General features: G+C 36.4%; 15 protein-coding genes and 2 riboswitches. Of the genes, 4 read left to right on the top strand and 11 right to left on the bottom strand.

What is annotated here, in order from left to right; genetic code table 11:
- Nucleotides 1–47: 47 nt before the first annotated feature.
- The 5 genes from ACFVR1_RS09700 to queF all read right to left on the bottom strand — a co-directional run bounded on the left by ACFVR1_RS09700 (nt 48) and on the right by queF (nt 3113).
- Complete coding sequence (locus ACFVR1_RS09700; RefSeq protein ID WP_387583512.1) at nt 48–587, bottom strand: VUT family protein; 540 nt, start codon at nt 585–587, stop codon at nt 48–50.
- A gap of 46 nt (nt 588–633) precedes the next feature.
- The gene (gene queE / locus ACFVR1_RS09705; RefSeq protein WP_387583515.1) at nt 634–1362 is read right to left on the bottom strand and encodes a 7-carboxy-7-deazaguanine synthase QueE; all 729 of its coding nucleotides are present in this window, start codon (nt 1360–1362) and stop codon (nt 634–636) included.
- Nucleotides 1355–1828: a 6-carboxytetrahydropterin synthase QueD gene (gene queD / locus ACFVR1_RS09710; protein ID WP_387583517.1), complete on the bottom strand. Its 474-nt coding sequence runs from the start codon at nt 1826–1828 to the stop codon at nt 1355–1357. Before queD ends, queE begins: the two co-directional genes overlap by 8 nt.
- Before the next feature lie 3 nt (nt 1829–1831).
- On the bottom strand, nt 1832–2491 hold the full coding sequence (gene queC, locus ACFVR1_RS09715; protein WP_387583519.1) for a 7-cyano-7-deazaguanine synthase QueC: 660 nt from the start codon (nt 2489–2491) through the stop codon (nt 1832–1834).
- A 51-nt stretch (nt 2492–2542) separates the two neighbouring features.
- A riboswitch (PreQ1 riboswitch) is annotated at nt 2543–2586 on the bottom strand.
- 26 nt (nt 2587–2612) lie between these two features.
- Entirely contained in the window at nt 2613–3113 is a 501-nt protein-coding gene (queF, locus tag ACFVR1_RS09720; RefSeq protein ID WP_387583522.1) for a preQ(1) synthase, read from the bottom strand.
- A 127-nt stretch (nt 3114–3240) separates the two neighbouring features.
- Nucleotides 3241–3287, bottom strand: a riboswitch (PreQ1 riboswitch).
- A 748-nt stretch (nt 3288–4035) separates the two neighbouring features.
- Here queF and ACFVR1_RS09725 point away from each other — a divergent pair.
- Nucleotides 4036–4935, top strand: a complete 900-nt coding sequence (locus ACFVR1_RS09725) for a DUF899 family protein (RefSeq protein WP_387583524.1) — start codon at nt 4036–4038, stop codon at nt 4933–4935.
- Nucleotides 4936–4997: 62 nt separating this feature from the next.
- Here ACFVR1_RS09725 and ACFVR1_RS09730 read toward each other — a convergent pair whose 3' ends face one another.
- From ACFVR1_RS09730 to ACFVR1_RS09740, 3 genes are all read right to left on the bottom strand, one after another.
- Nucleotides 4998–6023, bottom strand: a complete 1026-nt coding sequence (locus tag ACFVR1_RS09730) for a threonine aldolase family protein (RefSeq protein ID WP_387583527.1) — start codon at nt 6021–6023, stop codon at nt 4998–5000.
- A 317-nt stretch (nt 6024–6340) separates the two neighbouring features.
- The gene (locus ACFVR1_RS09735) at nt 6341–7759 is read right to left on the bottom strand and encodes a M20 family metallopeptidase (protein ID WP_387583529.1); all 1419 of its coding nucleotides are present in this window, start codon (nt 7757–7759) and stop codon (nt 6341–6343) included.
- Between the two features lie 78 nt (nt 7760–7837).
- On the bottom strand, nt 7838–9265 hold the full coding sequence (locus ACFVR1_RS09740; RefSeq protein WP_387583532.1) for a YfcC family protein: 1428 nt from the start codon (nt 9263–9265) through the stop codon (nt 7838–7840).
- Between the two features lie 297 nt (nt 9266–9562).
- On the opposite strand from ACFVR1_RS09740, the gene ACFVR1_RS09745 reads away from it, so the two are divergent.
- Both ACFVR1_RS09745 and ACFVR1_RS09750 read left to right on the top strand, forming a co-directional pair.
- Complete coding sequence (locus tag ACFVR1_RS09745) at nt 9563–10441, top strand: LysR family transcriptional regulator (protein WP_387583535.1); 879 nt, start codon at nt 9563–9565, stop codon at nt 10439–10441.
- Nucleotides 10442–10796: 355 nt separating this feature from the next.
- Nucleotides 10797–11882: a DUF4236 domain-containing protein gene (locus ACFVR1_RS09750; protein WP_387583537.1), complete on the top strand. Its 1086-nt coding sequence runs from the start codon at nt 10797–10799 to the stop codon at nt 11880–11882.
- 76 nt (nt 11883–11958) lie between these two features.
- On the opposite strand, the gene ACFVR1_RS09755 is transcribed toward ACFVR1_RS09750, so the two are convergent.
- From ACFVR1_RS09755 to ACFVR1_RS09765, 3 genes are all read right to left on the bottom strand, one after another.
- Nucleotides 11959–12288 carry a hypothetical protein gene (locus tag ACFVR1_RS09755; RefSeq protein ID WP_387583539.1) on the bottom strand — a complete coding sequence of 110 codons (330 nt, stop codon included), beginning with the start codon at nt 12286–12288 and terminating at the stop codon, nt 11959–11961.
- Nucleotides 12289–12603: 315 nt separating this feature from the next.
- On the bottom strand, nt 12604–13587 hold the full coding sequence (locus ACFVR1_RS09760) for an ornithine cyclodeaminase family protein (RefSeq protein ID WP_387583541.1): 984 nt from the start codon (nt 13585–13587) through the stop codon (nt 12604–12606).
- A gap of 69 nt (nt 13588–13656) precedes the next feature.
- Nucleotides 13657–14991 (bottom strand): MFS transporter, encoded by a 1335-nt coding sequence (locus ACFVR1_RS09765; protein ID WP_387583543.1) that lies wholly within the window; start codon nt 14989–14991, stop codon nt 13657–13659.
- 167 nt (nt 14992–15158) lie between these two features.
- Between ACFVR1_RS09765 and ACFVR1_RS09770 the strand changes: the two genes are divergently transcribed.
- Nucleotides 15159–15671, top strand: a complete 513-nt coding sequence (locus ACFVR1_RS09770) for a helix-turn-helix domain-containing protein (RefSeq protein ID WP_387583546.1) — start codon at nt 15159–15161, stop codon at nt 15669–15671.
- Nucleotides 15672–15693: the final 22 nt, after the last annotated feature.

Here is a 15693-nt window from a genome sequence, read left to right on the forward strand (position 1 = left end):
TCAATATGAAAAGACCTATTCAATGTGAATAGGTCTTTTTCATACAATTATTCTGAAATAAGACGTCTTGCCTTACTTACATGAACTTGATTCCAAATCAGTGCACCGAACATTTGAATAATAGTTTTCACCATAATTTGTCCAAAAATAGCAGCTGGTACAGCTTCCCAAGGCAGTATGTTGGCTCCAAGCGGACTCAAGCCGATTATGACGAAAATAACAGAATCAAGAAATCCTCCAACGATTCCGCTGTAGAAAACACGCCAAGCCATTGGTAGTTTTAATCGTGTATAGATCTCTGTGTCAGCTGTCTCAGAGACAACAAATGAAAGTGCCGATGCCACCACAATTAATAATGTGTCCCCAAGTATGAATGAAACTAACGCGGATAATGCCAAAGCTGTAATAATAAACAAGTATGTCTTTGCTCTCCCGTGTTTATTTTGTACAAGATCTCGGAGAATAAAAGTCGCTCCGATCAGAAGAGTTCCCATAGGAATGATAAACATTCCAAGATGTAATGGTGCAAATGCTGCAGTTACCACATTAGCGGTGACAATCGATATTAAATAGAATAGTATTCTCATGATGTTGCTCCTCAAGTAAATTTAAATACAGTTTTGTTGTAGACCACTAAACCCCTCTTTTATTTCCCCAAACAAGGGCATGTAGCTGTGGAAGTACTTTGACATCTCTTAATTCATCATCCGCAATTACCCAGTCTATCAGCTCTTCATATTTTTCTAATAAATGGCCGATCAACTGGGGATTGTCAGTCGTCGTGATATCATCATTACCGACCTGAAGATAAAAAGGAATCGTCGGGTATCGAAGGTGAATTTGTTTGGCATAATCATAATCCTTTTGATTAAAAACGACTATTTTGAGGGATATATGCTGCCCACTGTTTCTATTTTTAAGTTTGCCGATAATATCAGAGAGCATAGTAAAGTCCGTGGTCATTCCTGAACTAGGGGGCTTTGGTGAAATCGTCAATTCATCGATATCATACAGCCAATCCTGCCATTTGCTTCCTTGTGTCTCCACTCCGATCTTTATCTCGTTTTCTTTTAAAATAGCTATGAGTGCTTCCAAATTTCGAAGGAGTGCTGGATTTCCACCAGAAATCGTAACAAATGAAAAACCACTGCCTCCAAGACGTTTCAACTCAGACCAAATCTCTTCTGCTGTCATTTGGACAATAAGGTGTTTACCGCTGCCATCCCACGTAAACGATGAGTCACACCAGGAACAGGAGTAGTCACAACCGGCAGTTCGCACAAACATTGTCTTCTGGCCCACTACCATTCCTTCGCCTTGAATCGTTGGTCCAAAAATCTCCATAACGGGTACCTTACTCAACTTCCATCCACTCCCGTCTCGCTTCCGCATAACTTGTCGGAGTTTCATACAATCTGACAAATTCTACACGTGCCCCATTATTTCGTTGGTAATCAAGCAGTGCCTCTACCAGCTTTTGATAGATCCAAACAACGATGTTCTCTGCTGTCGTATTCATCGGTGGAAGGGTTTCATTTAAATAGCGATGATCCAAATAAATCTCTATTTTTTGCTTCCATATTTCTTTTATATCGCCAAAATCAATCATCAAACCACGTTCATCCGTGTATCCACTCAAACCTAAAACGGCACGATACGTATGGCCATGAAGGTTTTTACATTTCCCCTCATAGTTGTGTAAATGATGAGCAGCATCAAAGGTAAATTCCTTACTCACGAGAATACGCTTGGAATGATAGCTCAATTGACTGCTTTGAATGTCTTCCTCTATTTTTTGGAGCTTCTCGACAATTCTAAAATCAGACATGCCTTAAGACTCCTTCTTGAAGCTTAAATACTCATCAAGCCCTTTTTTGCGGAGCTTACAAGCTGGGCATTCACCGCAGCCATCTGCTATTACACCGTTATAGCAGGTCAATGTTCTTTCTCGAACAAATTCAAGCGCCCCAAGTTGATCGGCAAGTTCCCATGTCTGTGCCTTGTTCAACCACATCAGTGGCGTATCAATAACAAAGGTATCGTCCATAGCTAAATTTAACGATACGTTCAAGGATTTAACAAAAATATCTCGGCAATCAGGATATCCACTAAAATCTGTTTCACAAACTCCAGTCACGATATGCTTTGCTCCTACTTGGCTCGCTAAAACTCCAGCAAATGAAAGAAAGAGCAGATTTCGTCCAGGAACAAAAGTCGATGGTAGTTCACCTTCTTCACCGTCTTCTACCTTTATGTCATTCCTTGTTAATGCGTTCGGTGCAAGCTGATTCAAGAGCGACATATCAAGAATATGATGCTTGATACCGAGTTCCCTTGCTATCTCCTTCGCACATTCAATTTCAAGGCTATGCCTTTGACCATAATCAAAAGTCACTGCCTCTATCTCTTTAAAACGTTCTTTTGCCCAGAACAGACAAGTCGTGCTGTCCTGACCTCCACTAAACACAATAATTGCTTTTTCCTGCTTCATCTGTAAAACTCCCTTATAACGAGAAAACAGCACCCTAAAAAGAATGCTGTTTTCTTCTTAGTTTTTTAAAGAGGGTAGCTAAAAACCTCTTTCTTCGCATGTGGACTATTCAATTTCTCAATTATCGATTATCTATTTTTTCTGGGTACAGATCATGGTTCATCAAACGGAAATTTGCCATCTCTTCGTATTTGGTACCTGGTTTTCCATAGTTGCACCATGGATCAATGGAAATTCCCCCACGTGGTGTGAATTTTCCCCAAACCTCTATGTACCTTGGATCAAGTAGCTTAATTAAATCGTCCATGATGATGTTGACGCAATCTTCATGGAAATCACCATGGTTTCTAAAACTAAATAAATATAATTTTAGAGATTTACTTTCTACAATTTTTTTATCCGGTATATACGAAATATACATCGTTGCAAAATCAGGCTGTTGAGTAATCGGGCATAAACTAGTGAATTCTGGACAATTAAATTTCACGAAGTAATCACGATTAGAATGAAGACTATCTACCGACTCCAATACCTCTGGTGCATAATCAAATGAATACTGTGTACCTTGATTACCTAACAATGTTAAATCCTTTAAACCTTCTTCATGACTTCTTCCAGACATAAAAAAACCTCCCATTAAAAAGTTTCCCAGCACTTTTCAAAAGAGGTATCTACAAACATTCTATTGCAAACTTATGAGGATAAAAACAAAAAAGCCACGTCCAAATATGGACATGGCGAATAGTCATGTATCCATAGTTTTTTATAGAGGGTATGAGCTATGAACCTCTCCCGATTAAGTTCGGGTACCTTTTTATGATATAGAATACTTGTGGAAACGTCAAATAGATATTTCTCTTCTGTTCCACCCCAGATGATTTTAAATACTGAATTCACATCTCTGAGACTATAGATTTAGCGTGGAAAAGTAATCTCTAGGATGAATAGTAGAAGAGAAGCAGTGAAGAAAATGAAGAAATAGATTTGAGTAGAAATCTAAGTAATTTAAATTGATAATCTTTTTTAAGAGATTATCAAATTTTTTAATATTTTCTTCAAATTTTATGTATAAACTCGAACTAGATTGACTATATTAGTAATAGAATACGAGATTCAAGGAGGAATAGAAATGAAGAGTCCAATAGGTTTACCAGTGCAACTACCAGAAACATTAGATGAGTTATTGAAGCTATTACTACAAACAGTTGTCGCATAGGGGAGACTTTAGATTAATAATGAAACTAAGAAACATAGATAAGTAGATATTACTACTCGTGTCAGGTAGCGATATCTACTTATTCATTTTACTCCTACATTTCCCCAATCTCTCCTCTGCGAGAACTCCAAATTTCAATCCCCGTTGACCATCCTATACTATTAAGAAACTTAAGCAGACATATTAAGCACAATCTTTTTAGTTGTTCTTGAATAATCAAACATATTTATTTTCCTCTAATTTGTTTCTACCACAAGAGATCGTTTTATGAAGGAAAAAGGTTATGCGTTAGTGAATAAGTATAGTATTCGAAAAGGAGCTGAATCTTATGTCGTCCGATTTAAAATCCCAAATTGAAGCGCTTCAAAATGAAATTCTTGAGAAGAAAAAAAAACTTACGGAGCTAAGAATGTCCGTACCAGAAAGAGTTGTTCATAATTATGAATTCACTACATCCACTCATCAGCAAACTACCTTATGTGAGTTGTTTGGCAACAAGAAGGAATTAATTGTCGTTCATAATATGGGAAAAGGTTGTTCTTACTGCACCATGTGGGCGGACGGAATTAATGGTGTGTTTCATCATTTAATTGCCAAAGCGGGCTTCGTTTTAGCTTCTCCAGATACACCTGAAGTGCAAGAGGATTTTTCAGCAAGCCGGAAATGGCAGTTTCCTATGATTTCAACAAAAGAGAGTACTTTTACAGAAGATATGGGCTTTCAAAATGGGAAGTATCACCATCCCGGCGTGTCCACTTTCCGTAAAGATAACGAGGGTAATATTTATTTAATTGCACAAGCACCATTTGGACCTGGCGACGATTTTTGTTTGACTTGGCCATTGTTTGATTTACTTCCATCCGGTTCAAATGATGTCGTTGCCAAACAGAATTTAAACAGTCGCTCCCTATTCCAATTAACAAACAATATTGCAGTAGGTGTTACCGATTATCCTAATGCCGTTGAATTCTATGAGAACATTTTAGGGATGAAAAGTGAACAAACTTTAGAGAAGGAAACAAAGTTTTCAATGAGTGGTACTAACTTCTTCCTTGAAGAAAGCACGGAAAACAATACATTCTTTGAATTTGCTGTAGAGGAATTTGAAGCGGCTATGAATCTTCTATTAGAAAATAATTGTGTTATTACGAAGAAGTTCGCTGAAAAGAGCGTGATGATTGCAGATCCATATGGTTTGAAGTTTCATCTGTTTGAAATAGCAAAGTGAATTGTTTTTGTCCCTGTGTCAGACACTATTCAGAATTGTGTTTCACACAGGGACATTTTTATCTATATATTCTTCTTTATTTCCTCAACAAATGCTCTTACTTCTTCCTCTTTTGTTGCCCATGATGTTACTAATCGAATCGCAGAGTGTGTGGAATCAATCTTTTCCCATACGATAAACGAGTAATTTTTTTGAAGCTCCGCAATCAGTTCGTTCGGTAATATCGGAAAGATTTGATTGGATGGAGAATGGGTCAAAAATGAAAAATTGGCATTGTTACATGCTTCCCTAAGAATGGCTGCCATCTTATTCGCATGCTGAGCCAATTCAAAAAATAAATCATCCCGGAACAGTTCATAAAATTGAATACCTAATAGTCTCCCTTTTGCTAGAAGAGCTCCTTTTTGCTTCAAATGAAAACGAAAATCTTCTTTTAATGAATTTCTACAAATGACTAATGCCTCGCCTAAAAGAGCGCCATTCTTAGTCCCACCAATATAGAAAGCATCTACAAGTGTCGAGATGTCACTTAACTTCAAGTCATTTTCATGGGAGCACAACGCTGACCCGAGTCTTGCACCATCCATATATAATATAAGATTATGCTCTTTACAAAAATCGCTTAAATCCGTCAGTTCACTCTTAATGTAGATAGAGCCTATTTCTGTTGAATTTGATAGGTAAACCAACTTTGGTTTTACCATATGTTCATCTGTATGTAGGTCCAAAACTTCTTTTATTAGAGTAGGATTTAGTTTTCCATTTTTCGTTTCTACCGATATGACTTTATGTCCAGTAGCTTCAATTGCACCTGTTTCATGCGTAAAAATATGACCTGTACTAGCAGCGATCGCCGCTTCATGCGGTCGAAGAAAAGCGGAAATTGCCGTTAAATTTGTTTGGGTTCCTCCCGATAGTAGGTGTATATCAACGTCCTGTCTCCCTAATTTCGATTTCAAAAGCTCGATTGCTTTTTGAGTAAAGCTATCGCCTCCATAACCTTCTTCTTGTACAAAGTTTGAATCTACTAAAGCCTGTAAAATTCTAGGATGCGCTCCCTCGCTGTAATCGTTCTTGAAGCTATACATATATATTCCTCCATTCTATTTTCGTGCTGTTCGCTATGAATTAGATGCCTAATAATATTACTAATATACTCTCTTTGAAGCTCAAAATCTAATAGACATTTTCGTACTTATAAATTCCTATCCAAATACATCCCATTCAAATGCTTTCTGACACTTTGCACATATTTTCATATAACGATTACATCCTCTTCGAAATTTTAATCGTTGTTAAAAATATGAACCACCTAGCGATAGACATACAGGGCAAACGAAAAAAATACACCACTTAAGATCAAGTGGTGTATGTATAATGCAACAGGATTTATAAGCTTTTTAATCTATTTTTGTACTGTCTGAAGTTTATACTTTTTAACTTCAGGCGGAATGGGTGACACATAGTCTTCACCATTTCGTTGTTCAATTAATTCTAGCTTCGCTTTTTCAAGAATATCAGGGTTATGCAGGGCTTCAATTGCAGTTGCTGCCATGACTTTACCAGCATGAAGCATTCCTTTATGAGCAATTGAGGTTTTTCCAGTTGAAACCACCTGCCAAGTATGAAGCGGAGTTCCGACTGGTTCACACGCTACCAAACATTGTACGGTAGGGACAATCCAGCTCACATCGCCAACATCAGTTGTGCCTGGCAATACCCCATTTGAAGGAATAAATGGATCAATGACGTCCGCTAAATCTTTTCCTTCTAGTTCTTTATTGGCCTTAATATCTTCTCTTTTATCTGCCTCAGATAGAGTTGCTCTAATAGCCTTTGCAAATTGGACTTCCTTTTCATCATACTGAGGAACGCCTAAAGCAACAAAGTTATCATGCATTACTTTTTCTAATGTATTATTTGGCAATATATCAGCGGCAGCAGAAGCAAAGTCTATTTCTAATTGTGTTCCGGTCATAAGAGCAGCGCCTCTTGCAATATCACAAATGCGTTGATAGATTTCTTCTGTTTGGGATACACGTGGTGCTCGAATAAAATATAATACATCTGCCTTTTCTTGAACGACATTTGGTGAAAATCCACCTGTATTAGTTATAGCGTAATGAACTCTTGCTTCAGGAATAATATGTTCCCGTAAATAGTTTACACCCACATTCATTAGTTCAACTGCATCAAGTGCGCTTCTTCCAAGATATGGGCTAGCAGCGGCATGAGCACTTTTTCCTCTGAATCTAAAGGAAACTTCATAACAGGCAAGTGATGACATGGACCAAACGGCATTTCGAGACCATGGATGCCAGCATACAGCAAAATCTACATCATCAAATAGTCCCTCTCTTACCATAAAGGTTTTTCCGCTACCAATTTCTTCTCCAGGACACCCGTAGTAACGAACCGTTCCTTCTAGATTGTTTTCTTCTAAATAATGACGGATCGCAATTGCAGCTGCTAATGCACCTGTACCAAGTAGATTATGTCCACAGCCATGCCCATTGCCATTTGGTATTACTGGATTATACTCAGTTTCACCACCAACTTGGCTTAGACCAGTCAAGGCATCAAATTCACCTAATACAGCAATAATCGGTTTCCCTGTCCCAAAGCTGCCGATAAAGGCGGTATCGATATTTCCTACACCTTTTTCAACAGTAAAACCTTCTTCTTCTAAAGTTTTACATAATAATTCTGCTGATTGAAACTCTTCAAAGCCTGTTTCAGCATAGTCCCAAATTTGATCACTTACTGCAATCAATTTATGTCGTTTCTCTTCAATAATTTTTGATAGAGCATCACGATAATCCAATACATTCACCTCTTTAGAAAATATTATTTATTTAACTTCATTCAGCAGAAGGAACTCACTTCTTTATGATTCTTTTTATTAAAACGGACCATAATTAATAGCTTGAGCAATGATTAAAAAGATTACAACAATTACAACCTGAATAAGAACATATGGCAATATCCATTTTGCCCATTTGGAATAAGGAATTCCCATCATACCAAGAGCCGCAAGTAGCACGCCACCTGTTGGAATAATTAAATTAGAAACTCCTCCACCCATTACAGTAGCAAACGCAGCAGTTTGTCTCGTTACACCGACTAAATCTGCTAACGGTGCCATAATAGGCATAACTAAGGATGCATGTCCGCTTCCAGATGGAACAAGGAAATGGATAAAGAAATTTACAACCGCCATTCCTATGGCTGTAACGCTAGGCGGTAGGCCGCCAAGTAAACCAGAGGCAGTATGTAATATAGTATCTAATAATTGACCGGATGTAAGAACGACTAGAATTGTATTCGCAACACCAATTATCATCGCACCTGGAATCATTTCAGAACAACCTTTTAAAAATGCATCTGTAATTTCATTTCCAGAAAGTTTTCCAATAAGCGCCATAACAATGGCACCTAGTAAGAAAACTCCTACTATTTCACTGATATACCATTCAAGACTAATAACACCATAGATAAGGGCAATAAAGCAGCCTAAAAAGACTAAAAGCGAAATCGCATGTCTTTTACCCAACTTGAAATTGTTTTCAAACTTAACGCTTTCGTTTGGGTTAAACTTCCCGTATACGGCTAATGCCGGATTTTTTTCTATCTTATTAACATGTCTCCAAATGTAGACAACTGACAAAATATAAAAAACAACGTAAATCCCAATACGTAAGCCAATTCCTGAGTACATAGGAAGTTCAGCTACTGTTTGAGCAACTCCAATTGTAAAAGGGTTCGTAATTCCTGATGTAAATCCAGCACCTAGCATCCCAAGAAAAACAATCGCAAGGCCTGTTAACGCATCAAAGCCTAATGCAATAGCCATCGGAGCAATGATTGCAATATAGACCAAGGAGTCTTCAGCCGATCCAATTAGCGTACCAAGTAATGAAAAAAGTAACACCATAACAGGAATAATCAATTTTTTTCTTGAACCAAATTTTTGCACAGTAAATCTAATTAAAGCATCAATGGATCCTGTAGCTTGCATAATCCCAAGTGCACCGCCAAATAGTAAAACAAATAGGATAATCGGAGCGCCGTTTACCATACCATGGTGAAAAGAATTAAACATGTCTAGTAATCCTACAGGAGTTTTTTCTACGTATTCAAATTTTGTAGGGTCTATAATGGTTCTGCCATTTTCCTCATGTCTCTCGTATTGACCCGCAGGTATCACATAGGTTAACAGAGTAATAGTGGCAATAATTAAAAACATCAGAACGTAGGCACTTAACCCGCCTTTTTTCTTTTTTTTCTTTTCAGTGCTTTCTTCAACATTTAATGGTTTAGCAGTACTCAAACTTAACACTCCTTTATCGTTTATGTAAAAATCAACTTGTCCTACTATGAATTAACTCTTTAAACAATCTGAGTTGTAATCATCCTTCCAATTAAAATTGAATTTTGAAAATATTTAAATTTGTCAACGCTTTCATTTTATCCTAATTATTGATCACTGATATTCAAAAAAAGAATATTCAATATTACTATTTTTAATATTTCGTGTTATATTTCTATTAAAATAATTCAGTTATCACTATATAATCTTTTTATATAATATATAGCTGCCAAAATAAACAGGAAAGGTTGTTATTTAGTGGAAATTAGACACCTTCAGACATTTCAAATTGTAGTAGAAGAACAAAATTTAATACAAGCAGCTATGCGTCTTAATTACTCACAACCTACTGTTTCAAAACATCTACAGCAACTAGAAGATGAGATTGGCTTACCTCTTTTTGAGAGAGTAGACAATCGAAAAAAGTTAACTAAATCTGGTGAAATTCTATATGAGCATTCAAAAAATATATTAAATGAACTGTTTACTCTACAAAGGAAAATGGAGGAATCTAAAGGTGAAAAACAAATCATTCGCGTTTGTGGATTAGATGAATATTGTGATCGCTTTTTACTTCCTCAAATAGTAAATGTTAAAAAAAAGGATCAAAATGTTTCGATAGAGGTTTATTGCGTCAATAGCAGTGATGATGCACTAAAAAAGGTAATTCTTAATGAGATGGATTTTGCTATTATCAATGAACGACCTTTAAACTCCGATATTTCCTCCCAATGCATTGATTATAATAACTTAGTGCTGTTTGCTTCGAGTGATGTGGCTAATGACACTTCTCAAACAGAAAATTACATAGCAAAATATCCGGTTTTGGTTGATCAAAGGGTTCCTTTAATTAAATTTGAAATATTAAAAAAGAGAGCGCATTTTCCAAATACTATACACTGTAATAGTGATGAAGCGATTAAAAATGGAGTTCTCAACCGTCAATGTCTTGGTATCATAGGGACAAACAGAATAAAAAAAGAAATCGAATCGGGAGCTGTCACTATTTTGGAAACTTATTCTTCAAACATGCAAGTCAAACTTATTGCACTAACAAAGACCCTAAGTAACCCAATTTTCCAAGACTTTTATACATCGATTATTAATGCATGTCGTCGTGATGCAACAACTAGATAGCAAAATCTGTGAGTTAAAGCTCGATAACCGCTGACAGATGACCCGGATATTATGTAAGGGCAATGAAAAACATATATTCTTATTAGTTTTAATTATTTTTCAAACAAGAATAGGCAACTTTCGTTTAATTTTGAACGAATGTTGCCTATTCCTTTGCATATTTTTACTCTTTTTATTCCAAGAGTGTTAGAATCCTTTTGAGATTAACCGCAATGATTGCAGTGGATCCTCGTTAAAGACCCGTGTAATCCTGGTACCTAACATTAACAACTTTATACTCGTAGCAAATACAATCTTTCTATTGGTGTGTTAAAATATTGATTGGATATAGGTTTTTAACAAATGAGGTGAAATGATGGGGTTAAGAGTAAGAAAGAGCTTTAAAATTGCAAAAGGGGTCCGTGTTAACTTGAGTAAATCAGGTGTCGGGGTTAGTGTTGGAACCCGCGGTCTTCGTCATAGCATTCACTCAAGTGGAAGAAGAACTAGTACGATTGGCATTCCAGGATCAGGGATTTCATATGTAAAGACATCTAGTACTGCCCGAAAAAATAGAGTGGTTTCAAACAATGCAATACAGAAAAAACTAGAGAAGCAACTTGAAATAGAAAAAAACAGCAAAATTGTGGATGAATACAACGTTCTACTTGAAAGAATCATATCTGTTCATAAGACTTGTGATGATTTTGTAGATTGGAAGAGTATAAACGCTATCCATCCTCCTTTTGAACCCCCTAATACTGGCCCTCATCAAACAATAGCTCAAAACAAATATAATAGTTTCAAACCGAATATTTTAGAGAAGCTATTTAAAAATTGGGGAGAAAAAAGAAGAAATAAGCTGAGAATGGAAATTCATGTAGCTAAAGAAAAGGATAAAAAAGAATATGATGATTGGAAAAGCTTACATCTTCTTTCAGAGAGAGTTATAAATGGGGATGTTGACGCTTATTTTGAAGTAGTTAATGAAATGAATCCATTTGACGATTTACTCGAATTCGGAAGTGATTTCGAATTCAGTGCAAATAATTCTAATATAATTGAAGTCGAATTTAAGGTGAAATCTGATTCTGTTGTCCCAAATTACTCACTCTCCCTTACGCAAACTGGTAAGCTTTCGCAAAAGAATATGACAAAAACAACGTATTACGATATTGTACAAGATTATGTATGTAGTTGTTCAATAAGGGTTGCTCGAGACTTGATGGCACTTTTGCCAGCAGAACAAGTAATAATCCATGCCGTAGATGAAGTGTTGAACACTTCAACAGGTTACAAAGAAGAAATTACTATATTATCGGTCTCCTATGATAGAAAAGGGCTCGATGCCTTAAACTTCGAACTAATCGATCCTTCTGATGCAATGCAAAACTTCAAATTCAATATGAAACACATGAAAACAACCGGATTCAAGGCAGTAGAAAGAGTTATAGAAGATTAATAAGACTGATTTAATGTCAGGAACCCATACAATTCAATAACCAGAATTGCTTTGGTTCCTGGCTCATACACTGATATTAACGCCGTGCACCATATTCTTTTTTTATCCTTGATATTTTATAAATTTGATTGCTTACTGGCATCGCTTTAAAACGATTATAGAACATCGGAAGAACGAGACCCACGTAATCATCTAAAAATTTGTTTTCCATCCTTTCTTCTATTAGCACTCTATACTTCACCAAAGCACTTACAATCAGTTTTTCATTTGGTTCAGACATACTAATTGTCTCTATATGTTGGATCATTTTAGTCTTAGACCGCAAAATCTTTTCTACTTTTATTTCATAGCCTTTCGTATTTTTTACTTCCACTAACATATTTACTACCGTTATTACTTCAATCATTTGTAATCCTCCATGCACGAATAGCAGATACTCTTTATAATGGTAGCATATTACGTCATTATTCTATTGTTAAAAGTGTGATTTAGATTTCATCGGACTATTTTTAGATAGAATGGGGCAAATAAAACCATTGAAGGGTACCAGATTCTAATACAATTGTTTTAGAATCTGGTACCCTAGACTAGGTTAAATTTAATATGAAACGCATGTGTTTATAAACTAGATATAACATAGGGGAGCGGTTATTGTTATAAATCATTTAATGTTTGATACCATTTCAAGGGTATTCAATTCTAGTTTTGCTGAAACTATTTGTTACACATCTATTTCAGTCCCAATTTTGTTCGCTATCGCTTTCAAATAAACCCCTTTCGCTACTGCTAAGTCAAAATATGCTGCCCCGACTGATTTGAAAAGAGTAATCTCTTCAAAACTTTCACGACCTTTCACTTCTCCAGCAACAAGTTTCCCTATTTCACTATGTATTTTGTCAAAAGACCACTTCTCGATTTTCACGGCGTGTATCAATTCCCCTGCTTCACCTTTTACGCCTTCTATATCGTCTACGACAATTTTAGCTGCCTGCGTAATAGTCGATACATCCATTTCTAACATATGGGGCAAATAAGAACCTACTCCATTAACATGCGTTCCAGGTTGTAAGTCTTCTCCATTAAAGACCGGTTCGTTCGATCGAGTTGCACAACAAATAATATCCGCTTGGCGAACAGCTTTAGAAACATCCTCGAATACTTCAAATGGTATTTCCACACCATACTCTTTTAGTCTCTCTCCAAACAATTGAGCCTTTGCAGCTGTTCGGTTCACTAATAATATGCGTTCTATTTTACGAACCTCAATTACAGCTAGTACTTGTTCAAAAGCCATGGCACCAGTTCCAATTACAGTTAGAACTTTTGCATCTGTTTTGGCTAAATAGTCAGTAGCTATACCAGTCAACGCACCTGTTCGTAATCGTGTTAAATAGGATGCGTTCAACATCGCTAAATGTTCCCCATTTTGCGCATCTGTTAGTAACACCACCCCCTGCGTTGTCGGCTTACCATTGGTAGGATTGTTCGGAAAAATGGTAACCACTTTTACCGCTGACACTTCTCCTACTAAATCGGCACTTGGCATGTATAATGCAGAAGCTTCATGTTGTGGAAACTCAATAACTGTGCGGTGAGGGTTTGCAATTTTATTTGCTTCCTTTGCTATTAGTACTTCTTTAACATCTTGTATTGCCTCTTTCATACTATATGTATTCATAATTTCTCTCTCATTAACAATTAACATATTAATAACCTCCATTAAATAGAAAAACTCGTCTTTCTTAGTCTCAGATAGACGAGTTTTTCTATTAACTTAAATTTGTGTTACCCCTTTAGCATTTAGCTTATTATTTACAGGTTGCTCTTTTACAATCTCATCTAGATGTTTCTGACTACGATCTTTTACTGCCCAAATCGCTAGCAATGAAATAACTGCTGTGAACATAATATAGAAGGCGACGGGTATATACGACCCATTAAACTTCAACATCAAACTTGCTGCTACTAGTGGAGCAGTACCTCCAGCTAATGCCGCACCAATCTGGTAACCAAGTGTGATTCCTGTATATCGTACCTTTGCATCAAATATCTCCGAAAACATTGTTCCAAGTACTGCAGTAATCGGTGCCCAAATAATACCTAACCCAATAATTGTAGCTATGACTAGTAATACGACCGATTTTTGTTGTAGCATCCAAAAGTATGGGAATGCAAATAAGAACATACCGACTACACCAGCTACGTAAATTTTTTTACGCCCTATTTTATCTGATAGGCTACCCATGATAGGAATAAGAATAGTTGTTACTATTGTAGCTACCATAACCGTATTTAGAATTGTAGTACGAGAGAAACCTAAATTTGTTGTCGCATACGAAACTACGAACGTACCAAAAATATAAAAAGGAGCAGTTTCAACTACTTTCGCACCAATTGCGATAAGCACTTCACGCCAATGATATTTTAGCGTATCCACGATTGGCAGCTTAGGTATATCACCCGATTGCTGCACTTTTTTAAATGACGGTGTTTCCTCAATCCCTTTTCGAATCCATAAACCAAAAATGACTAATAATGCACTAAATATAAAAGGAATACGCCAACCCCATGTCATAAACGATCCTTCTGGCAATAACGTCATAATGGATAAAGCAACTGTCCCTAATACCATTCCAATTGTTACACCCATTTGTGGAATCGCTCCATATAAACCACGCTTTTCTTTTGGAGCATATTCAACCGCTAATAACAAAGCTCCTCCCCATTCTCCACCTATACCTAAACCTTGAACCAATCTAAGTGTTATTAAAAGAATAGGCGCCCACACACCAATTGCTTGATACGTTGGAAGTAACCCCATTCCAAACGTTGCTGCTCCCATTAAACTTAATGTGATAACCAGCGTTTTCTTTCGTCCAATTCGATCTCCTATATGACTAAAAATTATTCCTCCAAATGGTCGGATAAAAAATGCTAATGCAAATGATGCATATGCCAGTAATAGTCCAACTGTCGGCTCTTCTGTAACAAAAAATAACTGATTAAACACAAGTGCAGCTACGGTACCATACAAGAAATAATCGAACCATTCTATTGAACTACCAACTAAACTTGCAATCCACACTTTTCTCATTTGTTTTGAATCCATTTTACTTCTCCCCTTTTCAAAATTGAAGTGTCACTTCAATTCCCCTTTCTATCATTTTAAATAGTTTAAAATTTTCTGTCAACATAAATTCTACGTATTTACATTGAGCGTTTCATATCTAGTGATGTATCATTAATTAAAGACAAGAGTATAAAGGAGTAATAGTAGTGCCTTCAGAATCTATTGGCATCATTCTAAAAACGTTGAGAAAAGAACGAAAACTAACACTAAAAAACTTAGCGGAACTAACGGACGTCTCTATCAGCTTTCTGTCACAAGTCGAACGCGGAAAATCAAGTGTAACACTAGAATCTCTTAAGAAAATAGCAGATGCATTAAAAGTGAGTCCAACAGTATTTTTTCCAGAGAACTCACAAAATGATGACTTAGAAGAAAGAAGACAACAATTTTTTTACAAAGATTTGTCACATGGTATTCGCGATGCCTCATACTTACCCATTCTAGTTACCCTCCAACCCGGTGAAAATGAAGGAAACGCATTTACTCATAGCGGACATGAATTTCTATTTGTCGTCGAAGGATTATTAACTGTATTGGTTGATGATGAAAAAGTAGAGTTAAGCGAAAAACAGTCCATTATGTTCGATGCAAACAAAATTCACTACTGGTACAACCTAACGGATAAACCAGTACGATTTTTAGCTGTATCTTCTAAGTAGCTAATTTTATACGAATAGATAA

It is taken from the genome of Psychrobacillus sp. NPDC058041 (assembly GCF_042885655.1).
Lineage (GTDB): Bacteria > Bacillota > Bacilli > Bacillales_A > Planococcaceae > Psychrobacillus.